Annotated in this window: 30 protein-coding genes; 21 read left to right on the plus strand and 9 right to left on the minus strand. The window is 67.9% G+C overall.

The annotated features are described in order from the left end of the window. The first annotated feature begins 179 nt into the window (after nucleotides 1-179). The 12 genes from AC5Y2S_RS21650 to AC5Y2S_RS21705 all read left to right on the plus strand — a co-directional run bounded on the left by AC5Y2S_RS21650 (nucleotide 180) and on the right by AC5Y2S_RS21705 (nucleotide 11,722). Nucleotides 180-953: an MlaE family ABC transporter permease gene (locus AC5Y2S_RS21650; RefSeq protein ID WP_499958515.1), complete on the plus strand. Its 774-nt coding sequence runs from the start codon at nucleotides 180-182 to the stop codon at nucleotides 951-953. A gap of 9 nt (nucleotides 954-962) precedes the next feature. Further along, entirely contained in the window at nucleotides 963-1,814 is an 852-nt protein-coding gene (locus AC5Y2S_RS21655; RefSeq protein ID WP_499958266.1) for an ABC transporter permease, read from the plus strand. Between the two features lie 6 nt (nucleotides 1,815-1,820). Continuing rightward, nucleotides 1,821-3,197, plus strand: coding sequence for an MCE family protein (locus AC5Y2S_RS21660; RefSeq protein WP_499906040.1), 1,377 nt, complete (start codon nucleotides 1,821-1,823; stop codon nucleotides 3,195-3,197). Continuing rightward, entirely contained in the window at nucleotides 3,194-4,222 is a 1,029-nt protein-coding gene (locus tag AC5Y2S_RS21665; RefSeq protein ID WP_499958268.1) for a virulence factor Mce family protein, read from the plus strand. Before AC5Y2S_RS21660 ends, AC5Y2S_RS21665 begins: the two co-directional genes overlap by 4 nt. Then, entirely contained in the window at nucleotides 4,219-5,490 is a 1,272-nt protein-coding gene (locus AC5Y2S_RS21670; RefSeq protein WP_499958269.1) for an MCE family protein, read from the plus strand. Before AC5Y2S_RS21665 ends, AC5Y2S_RS21670 begins: the two co-directional genes overlap by 4 nt. Continuing rightward, nucleotides 5,487-6,758 (plus strand): virulence factor Mce family protein, encoded by a 1,272-nt coding sequence (locus AC5Y2S_RS21675; protein WP_499958271.1) that lies wholly within the window; start codon nucleotides 5,487-5,489, stop codon nucleotides 6,756-6,758. The genes AC5Y2S_RS21670 and AC5Y2S_RS21675 overlap by 4 nt, the downstream gene beginning before the upstream one ends. Nucleotides 6,759-6,796: 38 nt before the next feature. Continuing rightward, complete coding sequence (locus AC5Y2S_RS21680; RefSeq protein ID WP_499958516.1) at nucleotides 6,797-7,912, plus strand: virulence factor Mce family protein; 1,116 nt, start codon at nucleotides 6,797-6,799, stop codon at nucleotides 7,910-7,912. Further along, entirely contained in the window at nucleotides 7,913-9,346 is a 1,434-nt protein-coding gene (locus AC5Y2S_RS21685; RefSeq protein ID WP_499958272.1) for an MCE family protein, read from the plus strand. Nucleotides 9,347-9,383: 37 nt separating this feature from the next. Beyond that, nucleotides 9,384-9,971, plus strand: a complete 588-nt coding sequence (locus tag AC5Y2S_RS21690) for an Rv1363c family protein (protein WP_499958274.1) — start codon at nucleotides 9,384-9,386, stop codon at nucleotides 9,969-9,971. 110 nt (nucleotides 9,972-10,081) lie between these two features. Next, entirely contained in the window at nucleotides 10,082-10,564 is a 483-nt protein-coding gene (locus AC5Y2S_RS21695) for an Rv1363c family protein (protein WP_499958517.1), read from the plus strand. 14 nt (nucleotides 10,565-10,578) lie between these two features. Beyond that, the gene (locus AC5Y2S_RS21700; protein WP_499958275.1) at nucleotides 10,579-11,241 is read left to right on the plus strand and encodes a CAP domain-containing protein; all 663 of its coding nucleotides are present in this window, start codon (nucleotides 10,579-10,581) and stop codon (nucleotides 11,239-11,241) included. Nucleotides 11,242-11,416: 175 nt separating this feature from the next. Further along, nucleotides 11,417-11,722: a DUF4333 domain-containing protein gene (locus AC5Y2S_RS21705; RefSeq protein ID WP_499958277.1), complete on the plus strand. Its 306-nt coding sequence runs from the start codon at nucleotides 11,417-11,419 to the stop codon at nucleotides 11,720-11,722. On the opposite strand, the gene AC5Y2S_RS21710 is transcribed toward AC5Y2S_RS21705, so the two are convergent. Together AC5Y2S_RS21710 and AC5Y2S_RS21715 are read right to left on the minus strand one after the other, a co-directional pair. After that, nucleotides 11,703-12,671, minus strand: coding sequence for an NAD(P)H-dependent flavin oxidoreductase (locus tag AC5Y2S_RS21710; protein ID WP_499958279.1), 969 nt, complete (start codon nucleotides 12,669-12,671; stop codon nucleotides 11,703-11,705). The genes AC5Y2S_RS21705 and AC5Y2S_RS21710 overlap by 20 nt on opposite strands. Then, nucleotides 12,671-13,048 (minus strand): NYN domain-containing protein, encoded by a 378-nt coding sequence (locus AC5Y2S_RS21715; RefSeq protein WP_499958518.1) that lies wholly within the window; start codon nucleotides 13,046-13,048, stop codon nucleotides 12,671-12,673. Before AC5Y2S_RS21715 ends, AC5Y2S_RS21710 begins: the two co-directional genes overlap by 1 nt. 189 nt (nucleotides 13,049-13,237) lie before the next feature. Here AC5Y2S_RS21715 and AC5Y2S_RS21720 point away from each other — a divergent pair, with 189 nt between their 5' ends. Then, entirely contained in the window at nucleotides 13,238-14,422 is a 1,185-nt protein-coding gene (locus AC5Y2S_RS21720; protein WP_499958280.1) for an acyl-CoA dehydrogenase family protein, read from the plus strand. Between the two features lie 242 nt (nucleotides 14,423-14,664). Then, nucleotides 14,665-15,567 (plus strand): NAD-dependent epimerase/dehydratase family protein, encoded by a 903-nt coding sequence (locus AC5Y2S_RS21725; RefSeq protein WP_499958282.1) that lies wholly within the window; start codon nucleotides 14,665-14,667, stop codon nucleotides 15,565-15,567. A 7-nt stretch (nucleotides 15,568-15,574) separates the two neighbouring features. Here AC5Y2S_RS21725 and AC5Y2S_RS21730 read toward each other — a convergent pair whose 3' ends face one another. Then, nucleotides 15,575-16,396 carry an alpha/beta fold hydrolase gene (locus AC5Y2S_RS21730; protein WP_499958284.1) on the minus strand — a complete coding sequence of 274 codons (822 nt, stop codon included), beginning with the start codon at nucleotides 16,394-16,396 and terminating at the stop codon, nucleotides 15,575-15,577. 93 nt (nucleotides 16,397-16,489) lie between these two features. Then, on the minus strand, nucleotides 16,490-17,071 hold the full coding sequence (locus tag AC5Y2S_RS21735; protein WP_499958286.1) for a TetR/AcrR family transcriptional regulator: 582 nt from the start codon (nucleotides 17,069-17,071) through the stop codon (nucleotides 16,490-16,492). An 81-nt stretch (nucleotides 17,072-17,152) separates the two neighbouring features. Between AC5Y2S_RS21735 and AC5Y2S_RS21740 the strand changes: the two genes are divergently transcribed. From AC5Y2S_RS21740 to AC5Y2S_RS21755, 4 genes are read left to right on the plus strand one after another with little or no spacing between them, the layout of a single operon-like run. Then, entirely contained in the window at nucleotides 17,153-17,965 is an 813-nt protein-coding gene (locus AC5Y2S_RS21740; RefSeq protein ID WP_499958287.1) for a methyltransferase domain-containing protein, read from the plus strand. Further along, a complete protein-coding gene (locus AC5Y2S_RS21745; RefSeq protein ID WP_499958289.1) occupies nucleotides 17,958-18,812 on the plus strand; it encodes a lysophospholipid acyltransferase family protein in 855 nt (284 codons plus the stop codon). The genes AC5Y2S_RS21740 and AC5Y2S_RS21745 overlap by 8 nt, the downstream gene beginning before the upstream one ends. Before the next feature lie 31 nt (nucleotides 18,813-18,843). Continuing rightward, a complete protein-coding gene (locus tag AC5Y2S_RS21750) occupies nucleotides 18,844-19,290 on the plus strand; it encodes a helix-turn-helix transcriptional regulator (protein WP_499958290.1) in 447 nt (148 codons plus the stop codon). A gap of 4 nt (nucleotides 19,291-19,294) precedes the next feature. Then, entirely contained in the window at nucleotides 19,295-19,705 is a 411-nt protein-coding gene (locus AC5Y2S_RS21755) for a VOC family protein (RefSeq protein ID WP_499906076.1), read from the plus strand. A 65-nt stretch (nucleotides 19,706-19,770) separates the two neighbouring features. Here the strand turns inward: AC5Y2S_RS21755 and AC5Y2S_RS21760 are convergent, their stop codons facing one another. From AC5Y2S_RS21760 to AC5Y2S_RS21775, 4 genes are all read right to left on the minus strand, one after another. Then, nucleotides 19,771-20,025: a hypothetical protein gene (locus AC5Y2S_RS21760; RefSeq protein WP_499906077.1), complete on the minus strand. Its 255-nt coding sequence runs from the start codon at nucleotides 20,023-20,025 to the stop codon at nucleotides 19,771-19,773. Nucleotides 20,026-20,121: 96 nt separating this feature from the next. Then, nucleotides 20,122-21,537: an amino acid permease gene (locus AC5Y2S_RS21765; RefSeq protein ID WP_499958291.1), complete on the minus strand. Its 1,416-nt coding sequence runs from the start codon at nucleotides 21,535-21,537 to the stop codon at nucleotides 20,122-20,124. A gap of 55 nt (nucleotides 21,538-21,592) precedes the next feature. After that, entirely contained in the window at nucleotides 21,593-21,862 is a 270-nt protein-coding gene (locus AC5Y2S_RS21770) for an EF-Tu/IF-2/RF-3 family GTPase (protein WP_499958293.1), read from the minus strand. A 4-nt stretch (nucleotides 21,863-21,866) separates the two neighbouring features. Then, nucleotides 21,867-22,880 carry an NADP-dependent oxidoreductase gene (locus tag AC5Y2S_RS21775; RefSeq protein ID WP_499958295.1) on the minus strand — a complete coding sequence of 338 codons (1,014 nt, stop codon included), beginning with the start codon at nucleotides 22,878-22,880 and terminating at the stop codon, nucleotides 21,867-21,869. Between the two features lie 82 nt (nucleotides 22,881-22,962). On the opposite strand from AC5Y2S_RS21775, the gene AC5Y2S_RS21780 reads away from it, so the two are divergent. From AC5Y2S_RS21780 to AC5Y2S_RS21790, 3 genes are all read left to right on the plus strand, one after another. Beyond that, nucleotides 22,963-23,622, plus strand: a complete 660-nt coding sequence (locus AC5Y2S_RS21780; RefSeq protein WP_499958520.1) for a hypothetical protein — start codon at nucleotides 22,963-22,965, stop codon at nucleotides 23,620-23,622. Between the two features lie 82 nt (nucleotides 23,623-23,704). Then, nucleotides 23,705-24,376: a hypothetical protein gene (locus tag AC5Y2S_RS21785; protein ID WP_499958297.1), complete on the plus strand. Its 672-nt coding sequence runs from the start codon at nucleotides 23,705-23,707 to the stop codon at nucleotides 24,374-24,376. Between the two features lie 29 nt (nucleotides 24,377-24,405). Further along, on the plus strand, nucleotides 24,406-25,251 hold the full coding sequence (locus AC5Y2S_RS21790) for a class I SAM-dependent methyltransferase (RefSeq protein WP_499958298.1): 846 nt from the start codon (nucleotides 24,406-24,408) through the stop codon (nucleotides 25,249-25,251). A gap of 1 nt (nucleotide 25,252) precedes the next feature. Here AC5Y2S_RS21790 and AC5Y2S_RS21795 read toward each other — a convergent pair whose 3' ends face one another. Next, nucleotides 25,253-26,062, minus strand: coding sequence for a glycoside hydrolase family 16 protein (locus AC5Y2S_RS21795; protein ID WP_499958299.1), 810 nt, complete (start codon nucleotides 26,060-26,062; stop codon nucleotides 25,253-25,255). Nucleotides 26,063-26,089: the final 27 nt, after the last annotated feature.

Consider the following 26,089-nt stretch of genomic DNA (forward strand, 5'->3'; position numbering starts at 1 on the left):
AGATACATCGTCGCGGACAAGTGGCGTTTTGCTTCGTAATTTACGATGCAGTCAGCGGTAGATCTGCGTATCGGCTATGGACATGATGGGCGGGTGCCGCGTACCCTCGCTGATGTCACTCGTCCATTTCGACCTGTCCGGGGGGCCGGCGTGAGCAACTCCAGGTGGTGCGCAGCGCGATGGTGATGGTGGTCGATCAGGCGGCGAAGCCAGTCCGCGCGATGGGCGACTTCTTTGCGATGACACTGGACACGTTCGCGTCGATGTTCCGGCCGCCCTTCGCCTGGCGTGAGTACCTGCTGCAGTGCTGGTTCGTCGCGCGGGTGTCGACGCTGCCGGGGGTGTTGATGACGATCCCGTGGGCGGTGATTTCCGGGTTCCTCTTCAACGTCCTGCTGACCGACATCGGCGCCGCCGATTTCTCCGGCACCGGCTGCGCGATCTTCACCGTCGACCAGAGCGCCCCCATCGTCACGGTCTTGGTGGTTGCGGGCGCGGGTTCTACGGCAATGTGCGCGGATCTGGGCGCCCGAACCATCCGCGAGGAGCTCGACGCGCTGCGGGTCATGGGCATCAATCCGATTCAAGCGCTGGCGGTTCCCCGGGTGCTGGCGGCCACGACGATCTCACTCGCGCTGAGTTCGGTGGTGACCGCGACGGGTCTTATCGGCGCATTCTTTTGCTCCGTATTCCTGATGCACGTCTCGGCGGGCGCGTGGGTGACGGGCCTGACCACGCTCACCCACACGATCGACGTCATGATCTCGATGATCAAGGCGACGCTTTTCGGCATGATGGCAGGACTGATCGCCTGCTACAAGGGGATGTCGGTGGGCGGTGGCCCCGCCGGTGTCGGCAGGGCGGTCAACGAAACCGTGGTCTTTGCCTTCATCGTCTTGTTCGTCATCAACATCATCGTCACCGCCGTCGGCATGCCGTTCATGGTGTCGTGAGGTGAACCGATGACGATCAGCCTCCCGAGCGGCCCCACCCGAATCCACCGCCTCGCGAACGGCGTTGCGGGCGAATGGAACCGCGTCGGCTCACAGGTGCGGTTCTACGCCAGCACCGTGGCGGGGATTCCCGACGCCGTGGTGCACTACCGCGGCGAACTGCTGCGGGTAATCGCCCAAATGGGTTTGGGGGTAGGGACTCTCGCCGTGATCGGCGGGACGGTCGTGATCGTCGGGTTCTTGGCCATGACCACCGGCGCCATCGTGGCGGTGCAGGGCTACAACCAGTTCGCCTCCGTCGGCGTCGAAGCGCTAACCGGCTTCGCGTCCGCTTTCTTCAACACCCGGGAAATTCAGCCGGGAACCGTGATGGTCGCGCTGGCGGCCACCGTCGGCGCCGGCGCCACGGCGCAACTGGGCGCGATGCGGATCAACGAGGAAATCGATGCCCTCGAGGTGATCGGCATCCGCAGCATCAGCTATCTGGCGAGCACCCGGGTGCTGGCGGGCGTGGTCGTGGCCGTCCCGCTGTTTTGCGTCGGGCTGATGACGGCTTATCTGGCCGCTCGCATCGGCACCACGGCCGTCTACGGGCAAGGGTCGGGCGTCTACGACCACTACTTCAACACGTTCCTCCGACCGACCGATGTGCTGTGGTCGTCGGTTGAAGTCGTCATCGTCGCACTGATGATCATGCTCGTCTGTACCTACTACGGGTACAACGCGCGCGGCGGGCCCGCCGGGGTGGGCGAGGCCGTCGGCCGCGCCGTGCGCGCCTCGATGGTCGTCGCGTCGATCGCGATCGTCGTCATGACGCTCGCGATCTATGGCCAGTCCCCCAACTTCCACCTGGCGAGCTGAATGGGCATGAGCCGAGGGCCCGGGAAACAGCGTCTGCACGACGCGTGGTGGACACTGGTCCTGGTTGCGGCGATCGGCGTGGTCGTCCTCGTGACGGCGGTGTCCTTCAACGGAGCCCTCCGGTCCTACGTGCCGGTCACGCTGGCCGCCGAACGCTCGGGGCTCGTGATGGACACGGGCGCGAAGGTCATGATGCGCGGGGTGCAGGTCGGCCGGGTCAGCCAGATCGCGGACGACCAGAACGGCACCCGCCTGAAACTGGAGATCGACCCCGACCAGATCCGTTATATCCCAGCCAATGTCGAGGCGCAGATCAGTGCCACCACCGCGTTCGGCGCTAAGTTCGTCGAGCTGGTGATGCCGCAGGACCCGAGCCGTGGGCGCCTGGCCGCCGGGGCGGTATTGCATTCGAAGAACGTCAGCACCGAGATCAACACGGTCTTCGAAAACGTTGTCGACCTGCTCAACGTGATCGATCCGCTGAAGCTGAACGCGGTGCTCACCTCCGTGGCCGACGCCGTGCGCGGCCAAGGCGAGCGGATAGGCCAGGCCACCACCGACCTCAACCAGGTGCTGGCGGCCCTCAACGCGCGCAGCGATACCATCCGCCAGGACTGGCGATCGGTCAAGAACTTCGCCGAGACCTATGGCGCTGCCGCGCAGGACATCCTGACCATTCTCAACGCCGCCAGCACGACAAGCGCGACCGTCGTGAATCACACGAAGCAACTGGATGCATTGCTGCTCAACGTGATCGGGTTGTCCAACACGGGAACCAACCTGCTCGGTTACAGCCGGGACAATCTCGTCGCCTCCGTGAACACCCTCGAGCCGACGACCAACCTGCTGCTCAAATACAACCCCGAGTACACCTGCTTCCTGCAGGGCGCCAAGTGGTATCTCGACAACGGGGGCTATTCGGCGTGGGGCGGCGCCGATGGCCGGACGCTGCAGCTGGATGTGGCGCTGTTGCTGGGCAACGACCCCTACGTGTACCCCGACAACCTGCCGCTTGTCGCGGCCAGAGGCGGTCCCGGCGGGAAGCCGGGGTGCGGCTCGCTGCCGGACCCCGCCAAGAACTTCCCGGTGCGCGAGCTCGTCACCAACACCGGATGGGGAACCGGGCTCGACATCCGGCCCAACCCGGGCATCGGGCATCCGTGCTGGGCCGACTTCCTCCCGGTGACCCGCGCCGAGCCCAAGCCGCCCTCGATCCGCCAATGCATTCCCGGGCCGGCGATCGGGCCGAACCCCGGGGGCCCGCCCTACGGCGCGGCGCTGTACGGGCCGGGCGGTGTGCCGCTGTGGCCGGGGGTACCGCCGGCCCCGCCGCCGGAAACCGCTGCGCCTCAACCGGGCCCGCCGCCGGGAGAACGGCCGTGAAGGAGAGCCTGAAGGGCGTCGTGGTGCGCCTCGGCTTCTTCCTGGCGGTGTGCCTGCTCACCGCGTCCTTGCTGGTAGCCGTGTTCGCGGAGGCGCGGTTCTCCGACGGCAAGACGTACTACGCCGAGTTCACCAACGTGTCCAACCTGCGGGAGGGCAAGCTGGTCCGCATCGCCGGCGTCGAAGTCGGCAAGGTGGAAAAGATCTCCATCAACCCGGACGCGACGGTGCGCGTTGCGTTCACCGCCGACAATTCCGTCACCCTCACCCAGGGGACCCAGGCGGTGATCCGCTACGACAACCTGTTCGGCGACCGCTACCTCGCGCTGGAGGAAGGGGCCGGCGGGCTGGCCGCGCTCGGCCCCGGCCAGACGATTCCCCTGGCCCGGACCAAGCCGGCGCTGGACCTCGATGCCCTGATCGGCGGATTCAAGCCACTGTTTCGCGCGCTGAACCCCGACCAGGTCAACGCGCTCAGCGAGCAGTTGCTGCAGGCGTTTCAGGGGCAGGGCGCGACCATCGGGTCATTCCTGGAGCAGGCGGCGGCCGTCACCAACACCTTGGCGGACCGAGACCAACTCATCGGGCAGGTCGTCACCAACCTCAACGTGGTGCTGGGTTCGCTTGGGGGCCAAAGCGATCGGTTGGACAAGGCGGTGACGTCGCTGTCGGCGTTGGTGCACGGGCTCGCGGAGCGCAAGACCGACATCTCCAACGCGGTGGCCTACACGAACGCGGCCGCCGGCTCGGTCGCCGACCTACTGTCGCAGGCGCGCGCGCCGTTTTCGAAGGTCGTTCACGAGGCCGACCGCGTCGCGGACATCGCGCTCGCCGACCACGAATACCTCGACAACCTGCTCAACACCCTGCCGGACAAATATCAGGCGCTGGTCCGCCAGGGCATGTACGGCGACTTCTTCGCCTTCTATCTCTGCGACATCGTGCTGAAGGTCAACGGCAAGGGCGGCCAGCCCGTCTATATCAAGGTCGCCGGCCAGGCCACCGGGCGGTGCGCGCCCAAATGAGATCATTCGCTGAACGCAACCCGATGATCATCGGCACCGTCGGCATCGTGGCGGTGGCCGGCGTGGTGCTGGGCGCGCTGGAATACCGGAAGCTGCCTTTCTTCGATCAGGGCAACAGCGTCTCCGCCTATTTCGCCGATGCCGGCGGCCTGCGGGCCGACAACACCGTCGAGGTCTCGGGTTACCCGGTGGGCAAAGTGTCCAGCATCGAACTCGACGGGCCCGGCGTCCTGGTGAAGTTCAAGGTGGACAACGACATTCGGCTCGGCGACCGCACCGAGGTGGCGATCAAGACCAAGGGGCTGCTGGGCAGCAAGTTTATCGACGTCATACCCCGGGGCGAGGGCCGGTTACACGGTCCCATTCCGATGGAGCGGACGATGTCGCCCTATCAGCTGCCCGACGCGCTCGGCGACCTGGCCAGCACGATCAGCGGATTGAACACCGACCGGCTGTCCTCCTCGCTGGACGCGCTGGCGCGAACCTTTGCCGATACTCCGGCCGATTTCCGGAACGCGATGAAGGGCGTGGCCCGGCTCGCGCAATCCCTCGATGACCGTGACACACAGCTGCGCAGCCTGCTCGACAACGCGGCCAAAGCGACTGGGGTGCTGGCCAAGCGCACCGATCAGATCGTGAGCCTGGTGCGCGACACCAACGCGCTGTTGGGGCAGCTACGAACCCAGAGCGCCGCACTCGATCAGATCTGGTCGAATATCTCGGCGGCGTCGCGACAACTGCAGGGCTTCATCGCCGAGAACCGACAGCAGCTGCGCCCGGCGCTCGACAAGCTCAACGGGGTGCTGGCCATCGTCGAAAATCGCAAAGAGCTTGTGCAGAAGGCGATTCCGCTGATCAACAGCTACGTCATGTCGCTGGGCGAGTCGCTGTCGTCCGGCCCTTTTTTCAAGGCGTACGTGGTGAACCTGCTGCCGGGCCAGTTCGTCCAGCCCTTCATCGGTGCGGCGTTCTCCGACCTGGGGCTCGATCCAGCCACGTTGCTCCCGTCGCAGCTGACCGACCCGCAGACGGGGCAGCCCGGCACCCCGCCGCTGCCGATGCCGTACCCGCGGACGGGCCAGAGCGGCCCACCACGGACGACCCTGCCCGACGCGATCACCGGCAACCCCGGCGATCATCCGTGCGGTTTCCCCAGCGTGCCGTTACCCGGTCCCGGTTGCTACCCCTACCGGGAGCCGCCGCCGGCCCCGCCGCCCGGGGGCCCCCCGCCCGGGCCGCCCGCGCAGCCACCGGGAGATCACCCGTGACCGCGAGACTTCGACATGCCCGCTCGGTGTTGGCGACCGCGCTTGCCTTGGTGCTCGTCGCGGGCGTGATTGTCGCGATGCGAACCGCCGGAGAGACCCCCCGAATAACCGTGGTCGCCTACTTCGACAACAGCAACGGCGTCTTCGCCGGCGACGACGTGCGCATCCGGGGAGTGCCCGTGGGCAGGGTCCTCAAAATCGAACCGCAACCGCTGCGCTCGAAGATTTCGTTCTCGATCGACCGCAAATACAAGGTGCCCGCCGACGCCAAGGCCGCGATCCTCTCGCCACAACTGGTGACGGGCCGGGCCATCCAGTTGACGCCGCCCTACGCCGGGGGTCCGGCGATGGTCGACGGCGCGGTCATTCCGCAGGACCGCACCGCGGTACCGGTCGAGTGGGACGACTTGCGGGCGCAACTCCAGCGGCTGACCGACCTGTTGAAACCCACTCAGCCGGGCGGCGTCAGCACGCTGGGTGCGCTCATCAACACCGCCGCCGACAACCTGCGCGGGCAGGGCGCCACCATTCGCGACACCATCATCAAGTTATCGCAGGCGGTGTCCGCGCTCGGCGACCACAGCAAGGACATCTTCTCCACGCTGAAGAACCTGTCGACCTTGGTGACGGCGCTGCACGACAGCGCGGATCTGCTTGAGCAGCTGAACCACAACCTGGCCGCGGTGTCGTCGGTGCTGGCCGACGACCCCAACAAGGTCGCCCAGGCGACCGAGGACCTCAACGCGGTCGTGGCCGACGTGCAGGGCTTCGCCGCGGAGAACCGCGAGGCGGTCGGCACAGCATCGGACAAGCTCACGTCGATCAGCAAGGTGCTCGTCGCGAGCCTCGACGACATCAAGCAGACCCTGCACATCAGCCCAACGGTGCTGCAGAACTTCAGCAACATTTTCGAACCGGCCAACGGTGCCCTGACCGGAGCCCTGGCGGGCACCAACATGGCCAACCCGATCGCCTTCCTGTGCGGGGCGATCCAGGCCGCGTCGCGGTTGGGCGGCGAGCAAGCGGCGAAACTCTGCGCCCAGTACATGGCGCCGATCGTGAAGAACCGTCAGTACAACTTCCCCCCGATAGGGGAGAACCTCTTCGTCGGGGCACAGGCCAGGCCGAACGAGGTCACCTACAGCGAGGACTGGATGCGGCCCGACTTCGTTCCGCCGGCCGACGGACCACCCCCGCCGCCCCCCTCGACGGTCAGCACCGACCCCGCGGCCGGCCTGCGCGGCCTCATGATGCCGGGAGGTGGCTGATGGTGGGCGGCCGCCGGCGCCGGGCGACGAGCCTGGCGATGATCGTGGTCGTCGCGGGCCTGTCCGGCTGCGGCTGGCACGGGCTGAATTCGCTGCCGCTGCCCGGTACTCAGGGCAACGGGCCGGGGTCCTATGTGATCCAGGCGCAGATGCCGGATGTCAACAACATTCAGCAGAATTCGCGGGTGCGCGTCGCCGACGTGACGGTCGGCCATGTGACGAAAATCGAGCGCCAGGGCTGGCATGCTTTGGTGAGCATGCGCCTCGACGGCAACGTCAACTTGCCCGCCAACGCGACGGCCAAGATCGGCACGACCAGCTTGCTGGGTTCATACCACATCGAGCTCGGCCTGCCGAAAGGCGAAGCGCCGCAAGGCAAGCTGCGCGACGGATCGCTCATACCGCTGTCGCGCGGGGGCGCCTACCCGAGCACCGAGCAGACGTTGGCGGCGCTGTCGCTGGTTCTCAACGGCGGCGGGCTGGGTCAGGTACAGGACATCACCGAAGCGTTGAGCACCGCGTTTCGCGGCCGCGAGCAAGACCTGCGCGGCCTGATCGGGCAGCTGGACAAATTCACCGCGTACCTCAACGACCAGTCCGGCGACATCATCGCGGCCACCGACAGCCTCAACGGCCTGGTCGGTAGGTTCGCCGCCCAGCAACCGGTACTGGATCGGGCCCTGGCGACCATCCCCGACGCGCTCGCGGTGCTCAACGACGAACGAGGCAAGCTCGTCGAGGCGGCCGATCAGCTGAGTAAGTTCAGCGCGCTGACCGTCGACTCGGTCAACCAGACAAAAGCGAACCTGGTCAAGGAATTACAACAGGTCGGGCCCGTCCTGGAGTCGCTGGCCAACGCCGGTCCCAGCCTCACGCGATCGCTCAGCCTCCTCGCCACCTTCCCCTTCCCGAACGAGACGTTCGAGAATTTTCAGCGCGGCGATTACGCCAACCTGACCGCGATCGTCGACCTCACGCTCAGCCGAATCGATCAGGGATTGTTCACCGGCACGCGGTGGGAGTGCCATCTGACCCAGCTCGAGTTGCAGTGGGGCCGAACCATCGGCCAGTACCCCAGCCCGTGCACCGCGGGCTACCGGGGCACCCCGGGCAATCCGCTGGTCGTCCCCTATCGGCAGGACCAGGGGCCCTAGATGCATCTGCAGCGACGATTCGTCATTCAGCTGGCGGTCTTCACCGTGATCGCGGTGGGGGTGCTGGCAATCACGTTCCTGCACTTCGTGAAACTGCCGGCCATGCTGTTCGGCGTCGGCCGCTACACCGTGCGGATGGAGCTGCCGCAAGCCGCCGGACTGTACGACACCGGCAACGTCACCTATCGCGGCTTCGAAGTGGGCCGGGTGGAATCGGTGCGCCTGACCGACGCCGGCGTCGAAGCGACGCTGTCCCTGAAATCGGGCATCGACATCCCGTCGGACCTGAAAGCGGAAGTGCACAGCCACACGGCGATCGGCGAAACGTACGTCGAGTTGTTGCCCCGCAACGGCACGTCGCGGCCGCTGCGCGACGGCGACGTCATTCCGCTCGCCGATACCTCGGTGCCCCCCGACATCAACGCCCTGCTCGGTGCCGCGAACACCGCGCTCGGGGCGATCCCGCGCGACAACCTGCGGACCGTGATCGACGAGTCGTACACCGCGGTGGGCGGGCTTGGGCCGGAACTCTCCCGGCTCATCACGGGTTCGTCCAACCTCGCGATCGACGCACGCAAGAACCTCGACCCGCTGGTCGCGCTGATCGACCAGGCGCAGCCGGTGCTCGATTCGCAGACTCACACATCGGACGCGATCGCGGGGTGGGCAGCGCACTTGGCCACGGTCACAACGGAATTGCAGACGCATGACGCGGCCGTCGGCGGCGTCATCGACCGGGGCGGTCCGGCTTTGGGGGAGACGCGTCAACTGATCGAGCGCCTGCAACCCACGTTGCCGATCCTGCTGGCCAACCTGGTCAGCGTGGGCCAAGTCGCGTTGACCTACCAGAACGACATCGAACAACTGCTGGTGGTGTTCCCGATGGCCGTCGCCGCCGACCAGGCCGGCATTGTGGCCAACCTGAACACCAAGCAGGCATACCGCGGCCAGTACCTGAGCTTCAACCTCAACCTCAACCTGCCGCCGCCGTGCACGACGGGTTTCCTGCCCGCCCAGCAGCAGCGCATCCCCACGTTTGAGGACTACCCGGGCCGCCCGGCGGGCGACCTGTATTGCCGGGTGCCGCAGGACTCGTGGCTCAACGTTCGCGGCGCCCGCAACACTCCCTGCGAAACCGTGCCCGGCAAGCGGGCACCCACCGTGAAGATGTGCGAGAGCAACGAACAGTACGTTCCGCTCAACGACGGCAACAACTGGAAAGGCGACCCCAACGGGACGCTCTCCGGTCAGGACATCCCGCAACTGCCGCCCGCCGCGCCGCCGCCACCCGTCGCCGCCGCCCAGTACGACCCGGCGACCGGAACCTATACCGGACCCGACGGTCATCAGTACACCCGATCCGATCTGGCGCAAAACGCGCCGAAAGACAAGACGTGGCAAGCGATGTTGCTGCCGCCGGGCAGCGGACAGTAACCGCGAACCACACGATCGCGATGGAATGGAGGACGGTATGCCGGTAGCCGCGGATTCCGAAGTGGCAGAGGACGAGTCCATCGCCGATGCCGATGCCGATGCCGACGGCGCGGAGGCCGCGCCGTCGGCCGGGCTCGAACCCCGGTCCACACATCGGCGTGCGGCGACATTCGGCCTGGCGGTCGTGGTCGCACTCGCGGCGATGGTCGGATGGTTTGGCGTTCGCGTCCACCATTCACAGCAGGTACAGGCTCAGCGAAGTCAATTTCTCCAGGTGGCAAGACAGGGCGCACTCAACTTGACGACGATTGACTGGCAGCGCGCCGACGCCGACGTTCACCGCATCCTGGACGGCGCGACCGGTGACTTCTACAACGACTTCGCCAAGCGCGCACAGCCTTTCATCGAGGTGCTCAAGCAGGCGAAAGCGACCACGGTGGGCACGATTACCGAGGCGGCCCTGGAGTCGCAGGCGAGGGATACGGCCCAGGCGCTGGTGGCGGTGTCCGTTCAGACGTCGACCGCGGGCGAACCGGACCAGGCCCCGCGCGCGTGGCGAATGCGCGTCTCCGTGCAACGGGTCGGGGACCAAGTCAAAGTCTCCAACGTCGGGTTCGTGTCATGAGCGCGATCATCGCGCCCCGCGCGGACGAGCACGGCGACACCGACACCATGGCGGGAAAGCCAACTGAGCCAACGCAACCCGACGAGGGCGGGGCAACGGCGCGGCGCCGGATCCGGTGGTCGCGCGCAGTGGCGGCCGGGCTGCTGCCCGGGCTGGCATTGGTACTGGCCTGCGCGGCAGGCTATTTGAAATGGCAGGACGGCTCGGTGGGCGACTCCGGCGCCGCCGGCACGGAAGCGGTGCGAGCCGCCACCGATGGCACCGTCGCCCTGCTGTCCTACCGGCCTGACACCGTGCAGAAGGACCTCGAGGCCGCGAGTGCCAGGCTGACGGGTTCGTTCCTGGACGCCTACACGAAACTCACCCACGACGTGGTCATTCCGGGTGCCAAGCAGAAGCAGATCTCCGCGGTGGCCACCGTCCCGGCCGCCGCCTCGAAGTCGGCGACCGCCGGCCACGCCGTCGTGCTCCTCTTCGTCAACCAGACGATCATCGTCGGCCAGGACGCACCGACCAGCACCGCATCCAGCCTTCGGGTGACGCTCGACAAGATCGACGGGCGTTGGCTGATCTCGCAATTCGACCCGGTCTAGACAGGGAGATCGACATGCCGCATCGACTGCAAACCGTGTCCGCGCTGGCCGCGGTGTCCGCTGGCGCAGTGCTGCCTTCGCCCGCCGCGCACGCCGACAACAAGCGGCTCAACGACGGCGTCGTCGCCAACGTGTACACCGTTCAACATCAGGCGGGCTGCACGAACGACGTGAAGATCAACCCGCAACTGCAACTGGCCGCCCAGTGGCACGCTCTCGACGTGCTGAACAACCGCAACCTGGACGGCGACGTCGGTTCCGATGGGTCCATGCCGCAGGATCGCGCGAACGCCGCGGGCTTCCAAGGCAAGGTCGCCGAAACCGTGGCCATCAACCCGGCCATCGCGATCAGCGGCATCGAGCTGCTCAACCAGTGGTACGACAACCCCGCCGATTTCGCGATCATGTCCAACTGCGCCAACACCCAGATCGGGGTGTGGTCGGAAAACAGCCGGGATCGCACCGTCGTGGTGGCCACCTACGGGCAGCCCAACCAACCGAACCCGGCACCGAAGGCGCCCCAGGCGGGACCGCCACCGGTGGTGGCACTGCAGCAGAACATACCCATCGACCCCAGCCCCGACTACGACGCCAGCGACGAGATCGAATACGGCATCAACTGGCTCCCATGGGTTTTGCGCGGCGTCTACCCACCGCCCGCGATGCCGCCGCAGTAGGGGCTGCCGGCCATGAAGAGTCACCGTTGGCCCGCCGCCTTGATCGTCGTGGCCGCCGTCGGCGGATCACACTGGCGCGGGTGCCGTGGGGTAACGACCGCGGAAGGTGTTGCAACGCGCGTGTTAGCCTGACGATCCCATCACGATCGTCAACCGTTGAAACGGCGGGTGAGCAATGACGAAACTTGTCGCGCGGGCGGCTGCGGGAATGTTCGCAACGGCGGTCCTGCTGACCGCGTGTCACGCGAAGTCGACGGTCAAGCCGGACGGCGCGGCGCAATCCGTCGTCGACGTCGTCTCCAGCCAGACCGGCTTCCATCCGACCGACGTGCGCTGCCCGTCGGGCGTGGAGGCCAAGGTCGGCCAGGAGTTCGACTGTCACTTCACCGGCCCGGAGGGCAAGCCGTACACCGCGCACATGCGCATCACCAAGGTCGACGGCGAGCGGGTCGAGTTCGACGTCAGAAGCCGTCCGTCGTAGCCGGTCCCAGTCGATCGGCCGTGGCGGCCAACACCTGGCGGCACCCGGCCCACATCTGCTTGATGATGTCGGCGGCCGGCGCGATGTCCTCGATCCGGCCGGCCACCTGACCGGTGTTGGCGACGCTGGCGTCCATGTCGCCGTCGAAGTAGAGCCGCTGCACGCGTTGCAGCGCCGCGCCGCCCTCCCCGAAAGACGTTGACGAATCGATCTTTTCGGCGGCCGGGGTGCGGATCACCCGCATCATCCGTTTGCCGTCCAGGGGCAGTAGCACGGTCGCGGTGTCGTCGGCGCCCACGACCGCCCGCTTGAGGTTGGCGTGCACCGGCGACTCCGCCGAGGCCATCAGCCGCGTGCCCATCTGCACGCCGTCGGCGCCGAGAACCATTGCGGCGGCCATGGATCGGGCGTCGCAGATCCCGCCCGCGGCCACGATGGGCACGTCGACGTGGGCCGCGACCAGAGGCAGCAGCACCATCGTCGAGGCGCCGAATCGATTCTTGAACCCGCCCCCCTCGACGCCCTCGACCACCAGCCCGTCCACGCCGGCATCGACGGCCTTCCTGGCGGCGGCCAGCGTGCCCACCACGTGGAACACCGTGATGCCCGCGTCGTGGAGCCGATCCGTGAACAGCGCCGGGTCGCCCGCCGAGGTGGTGACGAAGCGGATGTCGTTGGCGACCAAGAGATCCACGACGGCCGGATCGCGGTTGAACAGCAGCGCGATGTTGGCGCCCACCGCGCGGTCGGTGAGCTCGCGCACGCGTCGCACGTCGGCCCGGCCCTGGTCGGAGGTGGTCTCGATGATGCCCAGCGCGCCGGCGTTGGAGACCGCGGCGGCCAGCTGCGCGCCGGCGATGTAGGTCATCGGCGCCTGGATGATCGGGACGTCGATCCCCGCGAGTTCGCAGACCCGGTTCGGCGCGGGGTCCCCGCCCTGAACGGCCATCAGCCGCGCGGGTCGATCAGGTCGCGGAAGCTCGCCGCGGGGTAGGCCGAGGCGCCCAGGGCCGCGATGCGATCGGTCAGCCCCTTGTCCGACGTCACCACCCGAATCTGCTCCGGCCGCACGTCGGCCTGCACCAGCCGGACGATCTGGTCGTCGGCCGAGTTCGCCGCCGCCTTCGGAGCATGGGCAACCTCGATCACCGATGACGTGACGGCGGTCGCCGGCGGTCGCTCGAACACCACGGTCACGTCCTCTCCTCGGACCGATGCCCATCGGTCGAGCCGTTCCACCAGCGCGACCATCGCCCGGCCGCGGTCCTTCCACCAACCGTCGGGGCGACTCCCGATCACGTTCATGCCGTCGACGATCCAGCGCACAAACACACCGTAGGGCACCGCGTTGAGTGTGCGCTCAGGGCGGCGACACGCCGACGCGAGCCGCCCCGGATACACGCGAAAGGCCGTCAGCGCGCACTAATTCCTGACTGCCCGCCCGCAAAGGCGCAGCAATGGTATTAACTACGGTCACTGATATCAGTTTTCACCATTCGACGATGGGAAACGACAATGACGTCGATAGCCGACACGGACGATCGGGTGGTCTCGCTGGCCCGTGGCATGCGCGACCTCGTGCGGGCCGAAGCCGCCGAGTCCGAGCGGGCGCGCACACTCACCCCGGCGATCGTCGACGAGATGTGGGCCAGCGGGCTGATGTCCTCGTTCAACCCCGTCGAGGCCGGCGGCGTCGAACCATCGTTCGCCGCGATGATCGAAACCTGGATCGAAATGGGTTGGCAGGACGGGTCGTTCGGGTGGATCGGCATCGCCAACCTGCCGTCGTCGTTCGCGGCCGCGGCGTACCTGCCCGACGAGGGTTTCGCCGAGGTGTTCACGGCCCACGACAACCGCGTCACCCTGGGCGGCCAGTTCTTCCCCAACGGGCAGGGGACCGTGGTCGACGGCGGCTACACCGTGAGCGGGTCGTGGAACTTCGGCTCGGGCATCGGCCACTCGCAGTACATCGCGGCCGGGTTTTTTCCGATGGACAACGGCGAGATGCGTTGGATCAGCGAGGGCTTCCCGGAGATGCGCGTCGCCGTCGTCCCGCGCGACCAGATCAGCTTCAACGACGGCTGGTTCGTGCAGGGGCTCAAGGGAACTGGCTCCTATGACTACAGCGCCGAGAACGTGTTCGTGCCCGAAAGCCGCACCTTCGAGCTGTTCGTCCGCCAGCCGTACCGGGGCACGTCGCCGGCGACCCGGATGGGGCTGATGCCCGTGACGGCCGCCGGTCACGCCTCGTGGGCGCTGGGGGTTTCCAAGAGCATGCTCGACGACGTCCAGGAACTGGCGGCCACGAAGTTCCGGATGAGCGACATGGCGTCGCTGGCCAGCCGCCCGACGTTCCAGAAGGGGCTGGCGCACCACCGGGCCGCCTGGCGCGCCGCCCGCCTGCTGGTGCTCGACGCGTTCACCACCGCCGAGGCCGCCGTCGCCGCGGGCGACGACCTGACGCCGGCCCTGCGGGCCGACATGCGGGTGGCCGCCGTCTACGCGACCGACACAGCCCGGGCCTGCGCCGAGTGGGCCCACCTGGTGGCGGGCACCAGCTCGATCCGCGAGGGCAGCCGCCTGGAGCGCGCCTTCCGCGACATCTACACCGGAACGCAGCACGCCTTCATCAGCGAGAAGGTGGCCATCGACGTGGCGCAGATCTGGCTGGGCATCATCGAAGATCAGCCGGGGCTATAGCAGGCGCTCGCCCGGTTGCGCTCGCCGGGACCGCCGGTCTCGCTCTCGTCGTCATCCTCGTTGACCGACGACGCGAGCCCCGGCACGGCGGACGACGCACCGGCCTACCCGGGCCCCTCGGCAGAGAATCGCTAAGCCGAGCTTGACCTTCCGCGAGTTTGTAGAACTGGAAATCGAACGGTCCGTCGGCGCTCACCGTACCCCGCGCGGTAGGGGCCGGCGGCCCTTTCTACTATCAGCGCATGCGCGGATCCAAGATCCTGATCACCGGCCCGACCGGTCAACTGGCCACTCCCATCGCCCTGGCGCTCGCGCCCGACAACGAGGTGTGGGGCGTCGCCCGCTTCACCAATCCCGCGGCCCGGGAGGGCCTCGAAAAAGCGGGGGTCCGGTGCGAGACGGTCGACCTGGCGGCCGGCGACTTCACCGGTCTCCCAGACGATTTCGACTACGTCCTCAACCTGGCGGTGGCCAAGAGCGGGGACTGGGACACCGACCTCGGTGCCAACGCCGAATCGGTCGGCCTGTTGATGGCCCACTGCCGCGGGGCGAAGGCCTTCCTGCACTGCTCCTCGGCCGCCGTGTACGACCCGCCCGGCGACGAGCCGCGCACCGAGCGTGCCGCCCTGGGCGACAACCACAAGTTCCTGTTCCCCACGTACTCGATTTCCAAGGTCGCGGGGGAGGTCGTCGCCCGGTCGATGGCGCGCATCCTCGACGTACCCACCGTCATCGCCCGCCTCAACGTCCCGTATGGGAACAACGGCGGGTGGCCGTTCTACCACATGGAGATGATGCTGGCCGGCATCCCGATCCCGGTGCCGCCCGGCGGGCCGGCCCGATACAACCCGATCCACGAGGACGACATCATCGCGACGCTGCCGAAGCTGCTCGACGCGGCCTCGGTGCCGGCGACCACGGTCAACTGGTGCGGCGACCAGACCGTCAGCCTCCAGGAGTGGTGTGGCTACCTCGGCTCGCTGGTGGGCAAGGAGCCCGTCTTCACCGAGGACGCTCACGCGCTGCGGGGCAATCCCACCGACCTGACCCGCATGCACGAGCTCATCGGCGGCACGACGGTCGACTGGCAGGACGGCATGCGCCGCCTGGCCGCGAAGTTCCACCCCGAGCTGGTCGACGCTTAGCCCACGATCAGAGGTGCTCCAAGAGCCGTTCGGCGAAGGCCTCTGGATGCTCGCGGTGCATGAAATGCCCGCCGGGGACCTCCTCGACGACGTACTCGTTCTCGAACATGCGAGCGGCGCCCCGGTAGTCGGATGGCTCGGCGATCGGGTCGTCCAGCCCCGCGAAGACAACCGTCGGCACCTTGATCTTCGCCTTCAGTGACGCGCTGGGGATGGGGGAGAGCTTGCGGTAATAGCCGAACGCCGCGTTCAGGCTCGCCGGGTTCGCGAAGCTGGCGCGCACGGCGTCGAACTCGCGCGGATCCGGGTTCCAGGTCGGCGACCAGCGCCGGCAAATGGTCGGCAGCGCGGCAAAGTCGTTGCGCGCGAAGCGTTTCGGCGCGCCCGGCAACTTGTACGCCGCGAAGTGACGGACGCCCCACAGCTTCTTCAGCGACGGCTTGAGCGCCGCCGGATGCGGAATGCCAACGACGAACAGCTTTTTGACGCGATCCGGCCCGAGCGCGGCCGCGCCGTAGGCCGCCGCGGCTCCCCAGTCGTGCCCGATGACGACGGCGTCGCGGGCGCCGAGCGCCTCGATCAGCGCGAGCGGATCGCGCGCCAGCGTTTCCTGGTCGGGGTCCCGGGCGGGGATCGCGCTGGGGTGGTACCCGCGCATATACGGGCTGACCGCGCGATAGCCCTGGGCGGCCAGCCGCGGGCGCAGATCGTCCCAGGAATGCGGGGTGTCCGGGAACCCGTGCAGCAGGAGGACGAGCGGCCCGGAGCCGTCCTGAAGATAGGCGAATCTCAGCCCGTTGGCTTCGACGAAGTGGATCTCATCGGCCATGGCCTGGGACACTACGCGCCTTGTCGGGCCGGCCGAGCGTGCAAATCACGACGCGACACGCCGAGAATGCGTCACACAATGCACTCTCGGCGGTTATCGATCAACGGCCTCGATGGGTTTGACGAGGCGGGACGCCGCCTCGACGGCGGCGGCGCGCCGGCGGGCGATCACCGCCGCGTCCGTGGTGGCCGCCGCGGGATCGGGCCAGTGCGCCCACGCCAGGGCGATCGCAAACAGAAGAACCAGCAGCTGCTGCGGATCCCACGTCGGGTCGACGTGGCCATCGGCCTGCGCCTGCTCCAGGGCGGCGATGGCCCGCTCGGGCGGGTGCTCCTCATCGAACTCCGGAATGTCCAGCGGGAAGCCTTCCAGCCTGGCCCAGGTGATCATCCGATCGTGCTCGGGCCGGTTCTGCGCCAGGTCGAAGATGCCGCCGACGAACTCGGGCACCGCGTCGGGGCGCAGCTCCACGGCCCGGAAAAACTCGAGGCCGTCGGTGGCGACCACGTCGCGAAACAGGGTCTCCTTGTCACCGAAATGCGCGTACAGCCGTTCCTTGCTCGCGCTCGCGGCGCGCGCGATGCGGTCGATACGTGCCCCGGCCAGGCCGTACTGCGCGAACTCCGCGCGGGCAGCGGCCAGGATCTCGCCGCGGAGCTCTGTCTTCGATCTCACAGGAATATCATACGCAGACGAACCGGTTCGTTTGTTATGGTGGTTTCGACAACACGCGGAGAACAAGAAGGAGAGGCCGCAATGGCTACGACAGACAAGCTGGACCAGGCGATTGCGACGATGCCGCGGGGTGGCCCCGACGCGTCGTGGCTGGATCGCCGATTCCAGACAGACGCGCTGGAGTACCTCGACCGCGACGACGTCGCCGACGAGGTCAAGCAAAAGGTCATCAGCATGCTCGACCGGATGGGCACGCTGACCAACCAGCACGAGAAGAACGCGCGCACGGCCCTGAACGTCGTCGCCGACATCCCCAATCCGCGCATCCTGGAACTCGGCGCGGGCCACGGAAAGCTCTCGGCCCAGATCCTCAAGCTCCACCCGACGGCCACTGTCACCGTGAGCGACGTGAACCCGCACTCGGTGGCCAACATCGTGGCGGGCGAGCTGGGCAGCCACCCGCGGGCGCGCACCCAGGTGGTCGACGCCACGGCGATCGACGCCGCCGACGACAGCTACGACCTGGTCGTGTTCGCGCTGGCGTTTCACCACCTCCCGCCGGCGGTCGCGGCCCGCGCCGTCGCCGAGGCCACCCGCGTGGCCAAGCGATTTCTCGTCATCGACCTGAAGCGGCGAAGCCCGTTGGGCACCTTGCTGTTTCCGGTCGTGACGCTGCCCCTAAACCTGGCGCTGATGCCCTGGTCGTGGATTCAGCCATCGCTACACGACGGGTTCATCAGCGCGCTGCGCGCCTACAGCCCGTCGGCGATGCAGGCGCTGGGGCGCGCCGCAAATCCCGAGATGAGCGTCGAGATGCTGCCAAGCCCGACGCGGTTCGGACCGCCCTCGCTCACCGTCGTGTTCACCCGCCCGAAAGCGGCCCGCCGTGGCTGACAACACAGACTTGGCCGCGATCGTCCAGCCGAGCACGCGGGTGCGGACATTGCGTCGAGCCCTCGACGGGCTGAGCGACCGGCTACGCCCGCTCACCGACCTTTCCCGGCCCTATGTCGACGGCGTCGAACACCTCCCCGCGGACGGGCGATTCCTGTTGGTGGGCAACCACACTCAGTTCGGCTCCGAGGTCTTCTTGATCTCCGATACCGTGCGACGCACGATCGGGACCCGGGTGCGACCACTGGCCGATCGAAATTTCGGGCGGGTGCGCGGGCTGCCCGCCGACCTGATGGCGGCGTACGGCGCCGTGGTCGGCGCACCCGAGACCGCGCGCGAACTCATGCGCGAGGACGAGACGATTCTGGTGTTCCCCGGCGGCGGCCCCGAGATCGCCAAGTTCAAGGGCGAGGAGTACCGGCTGCGCTGGCAGGGGCGCGCGGGGTTCGCGCGGCTGTCGGTGGAGAACGGCTATCCGATCGTGCCGGCCGGCCTCGTCGGCGGCGACGACGTCTATCGCAGCCTGACCACCCGCGACAGCGCCTACGGAAGATTCAGTGAGGCGTTGGGCCGCAGGCTCAATGGGCGCCCGGACATGGCGATGCCGTTGCTGCGCGGGATCGGGCCCACCCTGATTCCCCGGCCGCAGCGCATGTATCTGCGGTTCGGTTCGCCGATCGACACCAGCAGGCCGCTGGGAGTCACCGAGCAGGAGTGGGTGGAGATCGTCAAAGGCCAAACGCAAAGTGCGCTGGAGGACATCCTGGGTGAGCTGCGGCGGCTGCGTGACGGCGATCCTTACCGCGGCCTCAACCCGCTGGCGTGGCACCGGGCGACGACGCCGTAGGTGCCGCGCCGATCGTGGCAGTATCGGCTGGGTGACCAGCAGCTCCGCCGAGCAGCGGCTGCGCGACCTCGCGCTGCTGCGTCGCGTCCGCGACCGCATCGACCGGGACTACGCGCAGCCGCTGGACGTCGAGGCGCTCGCCCGCGCGGTGCACATGTCCGCCGGGCACCTGAGCCGCGAATTTCGGCGCGCCTACGGCGAATCGCCGTACTCGTATCTGATGACGCGGCGCATCGAGCGCGCGATGGCGCTGCTGCGTCGCGGCGACATGAGCGTCACCGAGGTCTGCTTCGCGGTCGGCTGCTCGTCGCTGGGCACCTTCAGCACCCGGTTCACGGAGCTGGTCGGCATGCCGCCCAGCGCGTTTCGGCGCCAGGCGGCCGACACGACGGCGGGGATACCGCCGTGCGTCGCAAAGCAAGTCACCAGACCGATCAGGAATCGAGAAGCGTCCGCCGCCGGGCCGCACCTAGCCTGACGACATGGACATCACGATTCATTCGAGCATGCTTCCGCACGACGACCCGGAAGCCTCCCTGGCCTTCTACCGCGACGCGCTGGGTTTCGAGGTTCGCCTCGACGTCGGCAAGGGCAAGATGCGCTGGATCACGGTGGGGCCGCCGAGCCAGCCCGACACGTCCGTCGTGCTGAGCCCGCCGGCCGCCAATCCGGGCATCACCGACGACGAGCGACGCACCATCGCCGAGATGATGGCCAAGGGGACCTACGCCATGCTCATGCTGGCCACCAAGGACCTCGACGGCGCGTTCGAGCGGCTGCAGGCCGCCGACGCCGAAATCGTCCAGGAGCCGACCGAGCAGCCATACGGGCTGCGCGACTGCGCGGTCCGCGACCCCGCGGGGAACCTGATCCGCATCCAGCAGGTGCGCTGAGCGCAGAAACGGGAAAAGTCCCGAACCTCAAGCGGGTTCGGGACTTTCGACCGTTGTGTGGAGGCTCAAGATCCCCTGGTGTAGCGGGTCAGGAACCCGAAGGCGGCGATCCCCGCGACGGAGCCGACGACGCCCAGCAGCAGAACCTGGAAAATCATCGAGCCGAACATCCAATCGAAGGTCACCGCCAGGTACAGCGCCCAGATCATGCGGAACAGGCTCAGCACCGCGACCACCGCGGCGCTGATGCCGAAGTACAGGCTGCGCTGGCGGTCGACGCGGTTGATCTGCTCTTCGATGCTGGTGGGGACAAGCTTCATTTCCGATTTCCTTTCACGTGGCGCCGCCGGGTTGGCGTCGTCGTTGTGACAAGTACAAAGGCCGGGATTCGCTACCGATCCCAAGAACGGCGGACGTCAGCCGACGGGTTTGTTCATGTCGGCCTCGAACCGCCGGTACGTCTCGGCGCGGCCGGGCCGGCGCCGCACGATCAGCCAACCGGCGGCGAGCACCACCAACCAGAGCGGAAACCACGCCAAGGCGATCGCGGTCTCACGTTCGGTGCACAGCGTCCAGATCACGAACGCGAAAAAGCCCAGGATGGCCCAGCACATCACCACGCCGGCGGGCATCCGGTAGGCCGAATTGGCGTGCCGCTGCGGGTGCCGGCGCCGGTAGACGAGGTAGCTGAGGACGATCACCGCCCACACGACCATGAACAGCAGCGAGGCGACGGTGGTCACCAGTGTGAACGCGCCCATGACCGAACCGCCGACGTAGAGCAGCGGGATGGAGGTCAGCAGCAGCGCCGCGGTGAGAAAGAGGGCGACCGAGGGCACGCCGCCGCGGTTGAGCCGGCGGAAGGGCGATGGGGCGCTTCCGTTGTCCGCCAGGCCGAACAGCATGCGGCCGGTGGAGAAGACCCCGGAGTTGGCCGAGGAGGCGGCCGCCGTGGTGACCACGAAGTTGACGATCGACGCCGCGGCGCCGAGTCCGGCCAACGCGAACATGGTCACGAACGGGGACTGGCCGCCGGCGAAGTGTCGCCACGGGACGACGGTGAGGATCGCCAACAGCGCACCGATGTAGAAGATCGCCACCCGGATGGGGACCGCGTTGATGGCGCGGGGGAGGGTGCGGCGCGGGTCCGCCGTTTCGGCCGCCGCGGCGCCGACGAGTTCCACCCCCACGAACGCGAAGAATGCGATCTGGAACCCGCCGACCACCCCCATGAACCCCGTCGGGAAGAACCCGCCGTCGTTCCACAGGTTCTCGACCGTCGCCCGATTGCCTTGCGGCGAAACGAAATCCGTCGCCACGAGTACGACACCAACGACAATCAGGCATCCGATCGCCGCGACCTTGATCAGGGCGAACCAGAACTCCATCTCCCCGAAGTTGCGGACGCTGGACAGGTTCAACACGAGGATCACGCAGCCGGTCACCAGCGGCGCCAGCCACAGGGGCACGTCGGGCCACCAGAACTTCGAGTAGCCGGCGATCGCGACGATCTCGGCGATGCCCGTGACGATCCAGGCGAACCAGTACGACCAGCCGACGAAAAAGCCCGCCGCGGGGCCCAACAGGTCGGCGGCGAAGTCGACGAACGATTTGTAGTTCAGGTTCGACAACAGTAATTCGCCCATCGCGCGCAGCACGAAGAACACGAAAAAGCCGATGATCGCGTACACCAGCAGCACCGCCGGGCCGGCCAGCGAGATCGTTTTTCCGCTCCCCATGAAGAGCCCGGTGCCGATCGCCCCGCCGATCGCTATCAACTGGATGTGACGGTTGGCGAGACCCCGGCGCAGTTGCGGGGCGGCGGATGTCATGGCGAAGACATTAGAGGCGAGGGCGGCGGCCCGCGACAGTTATCAAGTGCCCGGCTTAGGCCAAAAAGGCGCCTGACGAGGTGATTACGTCGCCGGCGGCGAGGTCGTTTTTGTCGAGCGATTTGAAAAGCAATCCGACGTTGTCACCGGTTGTCGCGGTGTCGATTTTCTTGCGAAAAGCCTCGATGGCGTCCACCCGGACCGTCGGCCCGTCGTTGATCTGCACCTGGTCGCCGACGCGCAGCTCCCCATACTCCACGCGGCCGGTGGCGACCGCGCCGCGCCCGCGGATCACGAACACGCCCTGGACCGTCATGCGAAACATGTTGCTAATTCCACAGTTTCACGACGAGTTTCCCGACGTTCTTGCCGTCGAAGAGCATGTTGATCGCCGTCGGCAGCTGCTCGAAGCCCTCGACCACCGTCTCGAGCGGGGTGAGCTTGCCCGCGCCGATCAGGCCGGCGATCTCGGTGGCTGCCTCCGGCGCGCGCCCCAGGTGATCGAGGACGATGAAGCCCTGCAGCGTCACACGCTGGATGAGCAGGTTGCCGAACGCGCGCGGTCCCGGCGGCGGATCTTCCGCGTTGTAGCCGGAGATCATGCCGCACAGCGCGACGCGGGCACCGATGTTGAGGCGTGCGAAGACCCCGTCCATGATGTCGCCGCCGACGTTTTCGAAGTCGACGTCGATGCCGTTGGGGGTCGCCGCGGCGAGCTGCGCGGTCCAGTCGTCGGCGCGGTAGTCGACCGCCGCGTCGAAGCCGAGCTGGTCGGTGAGCAGGGCGCACTTCTCGGGTCCGCCCGCGATGCCCACGACCCGTGCGCCGTCGACCTTGGCGAGCTGCCCGGCGATCGACCCGACCGCGCCCGCCGCGGCCGAGACCACCACCGTCTCGCCTGGCTTGGGCTTGCCGATGTCGCGGATGCCGACCCACGCGGTCAGCCCGGTCGTGCCGAGCGCACCCAGGTAGGCGCTCGGCGAAATGCCCTCGGCGACGTCGACCGGCATCACGAGCGCCGTGTCCGAGAGGACCGCGTACTCCTGCCAGCCGAGGAGACCCTGCACGGTCTGCCCGACCGGGAAGCGCGCACTTTTCGACGCGACGACCTCGCCCAGGCCGCCCGCGCGCATCACCTCGCCGATGCCGACTGGCGGTAGATAGGTCGGCGTGTCGTTGATCCACATGCGGTTTGTGGGGTCGAGCGATATCCAGTCGACGCGCACCAGCGCCTCGCCGTCGGCGAGCTCGGGCACGGCCTCTTCGCTCAGCTCGAAGGTTTCGGGGCCGATACGGCCGGTGGGGCGTTCGCGGAGCAGAAAACGGCGGTTTCGTTCGGGCATAAGCGCACCGTACTGGACCGGCGCCGCGGCAACTACGCTCCAACAAAGGGGGCCGCCCGGACGGAGGTTTTGCGCCGTGAACATGGTGTCGCGAATTGCCCTGATTCCCATCGCCGTCGTGATGGCGGGTTTATCGCCGTCCGTGACCGCCAACGCCGATCCGCCACTCACGCAGCAGATCACCGTCATGGCCATCGGCCCCAGCGGCGAACCGATCAACGGCTATACGGAGACGCCCACGGAGGGCAACGTCGTCACCGTCGAGTGCTCGGAACCCTCACGGTCGGCCGTGGCCGACAATGTCTACTCTTGCTCGCCGAGCGTGGCCGGCGCGGCGACCTGCTGGCCGTCGACCCCCGGGTCGCTGTTGTGCGTGGATAACCCGTGGGACAAGCGCCTGCACCGGGTGCGATATGCCGGTTCGCTGCCGCCGGTACAGCCGACCGCGACCCCGGAGCCGTTCGCGCTGACGCTCGACGACGGCACCCATTGCCTGCTTCGCAATGGGGGCGCTTGGGGCGTGCGCGCCGACGGCTACGAGGGCGCCTACAGCTGCAGCGGCACCGGCGCGCACCTCGCGGTGCTATGGCGTCCCAGCCCGGGCGGGAGCCCGATCGACCGCTCGTCGCCGGCGTGGACGGTCAAGGTCGGTCAGCTCGGCACACCCGACGCCGCCCTTCCGCCGCCGCAGACACGCACCGTGACCGAGGCCTGGTTTGCGGGAGGCAGGGCCGGTCAGTAGGGGGGGCGGCGCGGTTGCTATCCGTCCAGATCCCGGCGCTCTACCCTTCAACGAGGGGGTACTGGACGGAAGGTTGTGCGCGGTGAATGTGGTGACGCGAGGTGCCCTGATCGCAGTCCTGACGGCGGCGGGCCTGTCGCTGCCCGTGCCGGCGGCTGCCGCCCCGGCGCCCACCCAGCAGATCACCGTCGTGGCCGTCGGGCCCGGCGGACAGCCGATCAACGGCTACCGGGAGGCGCCCGGGGAGAGCAACGTCTTCACCGTCACCGACTGCACGACGCCGTCGCCTTCGGCGGTGGCCGGCGACGTCTACTACTGTTCGCCGACCGCGGCCGGCGCCGGCACCTGCTGGCCGTCGACGCCCGGAACGATGCTGTGCGTCGACGATCCGTGGGACAAGCGCCTGCATCGGGTGAGCTATGACGGGCCGCTCCCGTCCGTGCAGCCCAACGCCACCCCGGACCCGTTCGCGCTGACGCTCGACGACGGCACGCGTTGCCTGCTCCGCAACGGCGGCGCCTGGGGCGGACGCGCCGACGGGTACGTCGGCGTCTACGGCTGTGGCATCGGCGGCGCCGACAACCCCGCGGTGTTGTGGCAGCCCAGCCAGGGCGCCGGGGCCTGCATCGACCGCTCCTCGGCGGTGTGGAAGGTCAAGGTCGGAGAGGTCGGCGAACCCGACAGCGTCTTCCCGCCGCCGCAGACCCACGCGGTGAGCGCCGTCTGGCTGGCGGGAGGCAAGGCCGGTCAGTAGCGCGAGGACGCGGCTGCTATAACGCACGTATGTCAGGCCCCACGCACTCGATCACCCACGTTTCGGACACGGCCCGCTGGACGGCTCTGCACCGGGCCACCGAATCCGCCCGTCCCGACGCGCTTTTCAGCGACCCGCTCGCCGAACGCCTCGCCGGTGAACACGGCCGCGCGATCGTCGCCAACGTCCCGCGCTCGACCCGCAACGGGTGGTGGCTCGTCGCGCGCACCAAACTCATCGACGACGCCATCGCCGAAGCGATCGCCGCCGGCTGCGACCGGGTGCTGAACCTGGCCGCAGGCCTGGACACCCGGCCGTATCGGTTGGAGCTCCCGCCGGAGTTCACGTGGGTGGAGGCCGACCTGCCGAAGGTGCTCGAGGAAAAGACGCAGCTGCTCGCCGACCAGACACCGCGCTGCCGGTTGACCCGGGTCGCCGTCGACCTGGCCGACCCGCAGGCCCGCGATGCCTTCCTCGACGGCGCGCTCAACGGCGCGACCAAGGCGCTGGTGCTGACCGAGGGCCTGTTGATGTATCTGGAAGACAGCGACGTCGTCGCGCTTTCGGCGGCGATCAAGCGGCCCGAGGTGGCCTGGTGGATGCTCGACTTCGCCGGCCCCGGCCTCAAAAGGCTGATGAACAAGAAGATGGCCGGCATGCTGCAAAACGCGCCGTTCAAATTCGCGCCCGAGAACGGGTTGGCCTACTTCGAAGACCTCGGCTGGCGCACGGTGCAGGTGCAAGCGCTGTATCTCGCCGCCCATCGGTTCCGCCGGTTACCGATGTTCATGCGCCCGCTCACCTGGTTGCCCCAGCCTGACCCCCGCCATCCCGGCGGCAGGGCGTGGAGTGCGGTCGCGCTGCTCACCCAGTGAGCTACCAGACGCGGATCCAGTCGACGAGCATGTCGGCGGGATAGCTTCCCGGCCCGGGATCGCCGCCGCCCGAACCGGCGACGGCCAGGTTGAACACCGGGTACACGGCGTAGCCGGGGTTGTTGAACGGCCAATCCGGAAGCGAGCTGGCGGGCACATCGAAGTAGGGCTGGGCGCCGTCGGAGTAGTCCTTCCAGAAGCGGATGCCGGTCGCGTCCCACTGGGTGCGCCAGGTGTGCCAGGCGCTGTCCATCGCGATGTTGTGGGTCTTCCATTCACCGCCGTTCGCCTTCGCGTGCACCGTGGTGGCCGACGGCCAATTGCCGTTGCCGTACCACTCCATGACGTCGATCTCGCCCTGGTCGTCATTGCCCAGCCAGTAGGCGGGCCAGGCGCCGGCGGTCAGGCAATTGAGCTTGATCCGGGCCTCCCACGTGTGCCCGACGCCGCCCCGCCACAGGCTTTGGACCTTGCCGCTGAAGTACGTGGGGCCGTCCTTCGCGGCGCGCAGGACGAGGTTGGAGTTGCCGTCGACGAACACGTTCTTGCGGTCGTCGCGGTACTGCCCGATGTGCTCGGGCAATTCCCAATACGTCGGGTCCTTGATCGTCTCGCGGGCTTTCGCGATCGCCCACTTCGACGGGTCGGGGGCCGAACCGGCCGGACCGTCGAATTCGTCCTGGAAGATGTAGTTCGCGGCAGGTGTGTCTGGTCGACTCGGAAAGGCACAGGCCTCGGGGAGCGGCAGCGCGGCTGCCAGCACGCCGATCCCGGCCGTCAGCATCATCCGGCGACGGTCCATCTCTGGCATAAGCAAGGCACCATAGCAGCCGCTCGT

The organism is Mycobacterium sp. NGS69 (genome assembly GCF_059812165.1).

Excerpts from the sequence above, each read along its gene's own strand:
- AC5Y2S_RS21650 (WP_499958515.1), top strand. The coding sequence starts at position 180 with ATGGTGATGGTGGTCGATCAGGCGGCGAAGCCAGTCCGCGCGATGGGC.
- AC5Y2S_RS21655 (WP_499958266.1), top strand. The coding sequence starts at position 963 with ATGACGATCAGCCTCCCGAGCGGCCCCACCCGAATCCACCGCCTCGCG.
- AC5Y2S_RS21660 (WP_499906040.1), top strand. The coding sequence starts at position 1,821 with ATGAGCCGAGGGCCCGGGAAACAGCGTCTGCACGACGCGTGGTGGACA.
- AC5Y2S_RS21670 (WP_499958269.1), top strand. The coding sequence starts at position 4,219 with ATGAGATCATTCGCTGAACGCAACCCGATGATCATCGGCACCGTCGGC.
- AC5Y2S_RS21680 (WP_499958516.1), top strand. The coding sequence starts at position 6,797 with ATGATCGTGGTCGTCGCGGGCCTGTCCGGCTGCGGCTGGCACGGGCTG.
- AC5Y2S_RS21685 (WP_499958272.1), top strand. The coding sequence starts at position 7,913 with ATGCATCTGCAGCGACGATTCGTCATTCAGCTGGCGGTCTTCACCGTG.
- AC5Y2S_RS21690 (WP_499958274.1), top strand. The coding sequence starts at position 9,384 with ATGCCGGTAGCCGCGGATTCCGAAGTGGCAGAGGACGAGTCCATCGCC.
- AC5Y2S_RS21700 (WP_499958275.1), top strand. The coding sequence starts at position 10,579 with ATGCCGCATCGACTGCAAACCGTGTCCGCGCTGGCCGCGGTGTCCGCT.
- AC5Y2S_RS21705 (WP_499958277.1), top strand. The coding sequence starts at position 11,417 with ATGACGAAACTTGTCGCGCGGGCGGCTGCGGGAATGTTCGCAACGGCG.
- AC5Y2S_RS21710 (WP_499958279.1), bottom strand. The coding sequence starts at position 12,671 with ATGGCCGTTCAGGGCGGGGACCCCGCGCCGAACCGGGTCTGCGAACTC.
- AC5Y2S_RS21720 (WP_499958280.1), top strand. The coding sequence starts at position 13,238 with ATGACGTCGATAGCCGACACGGACGATCGGGTGGTCTCGCTGGCCCGT.
- AC5Y2S_RS21725 (WP_499958282.1), top strand. The coding sequence starts at position 14,665 with ATGCGCGGATCCAAGATCCTGATCACCGGCCCGACCGGTCAACTGGCC.
- AC5Y2S_RS21730 (WP_499958284.1), bottom strand. The coding sequence starts at position 16,396 with ATGGCCGATGAGATCCACTTCGTCGAAGCCAACGGGCTGAGATTCGCC.
- AC5Y2S_RS21740 (WP_499958287.1), top strand. The coding sequence starts at position 17,153 with ATGGCTACGACAGACAAGCTGGACCAGGCGATTGCGACGATGCCGCGG.
- AC5Y2S_RS21755 (WP_499906076.1), top strand. The coding sequence starts at position 19,295 with ATGGACATCACGATTCATTCGAGCATGCTTCCGCACGACGACCCGGAA.
- AC5Y2S_RS21760 (WP_499906077.1), bottom strand. The coding sequence starts at position 20,025 with ATGAAGCTTGTCCCCACCAGCATCGAAGAGCAGATCAACCGCGTCGAC.
- AC5Y2S_RS21765 (WP_499958291.1), bottom strand. The coding sequence starts at position 21,537 with ATGACATCCGCCGCCCCGCAACTGCGCCGGGGTCTCGCCAACCGTCAC.
- AC5Y2S_RS21770 (WP_499958293.1), bottom strand. The coding sequence starts at position 21,862 with ATGTTTCGCATGACGGTCCAGGGCGTGTTCGTGATCCGCGGGCGCGGC.
- AC5Y2S_RS21775 (WP_499958295.1), bottom strand. The coding sequence starts at position 22,880 with ATGCCCGAACGAAACCGCCGTTTTCTGCTCCGCGAACGCCCCACCGGC.
- AC5Y2S_RS21780 (WP_499958520.1), top strand. The coding sequence starts at position 22,963 with ATGGTGTCGCGAATTGCCCTGATTCCCATCGCCGTCGTGATGGCGGGT.
- AC5Y2S_RS21790 (WP_499958298.1), top strand. The coding sequence starts at position 24,406 with ATGTCAGGCCCCACGCACTCGATCACCCACGTTTCGGACACGGCCCGC.
- AC5Y2S_RS21795 (WP_499958299.1), bottom strand. The coding sequence starts at position 26,062 with ATGCCAGAGATGGACCGTCGCCGGATGATGCTGACGGCCGGGATCGGC.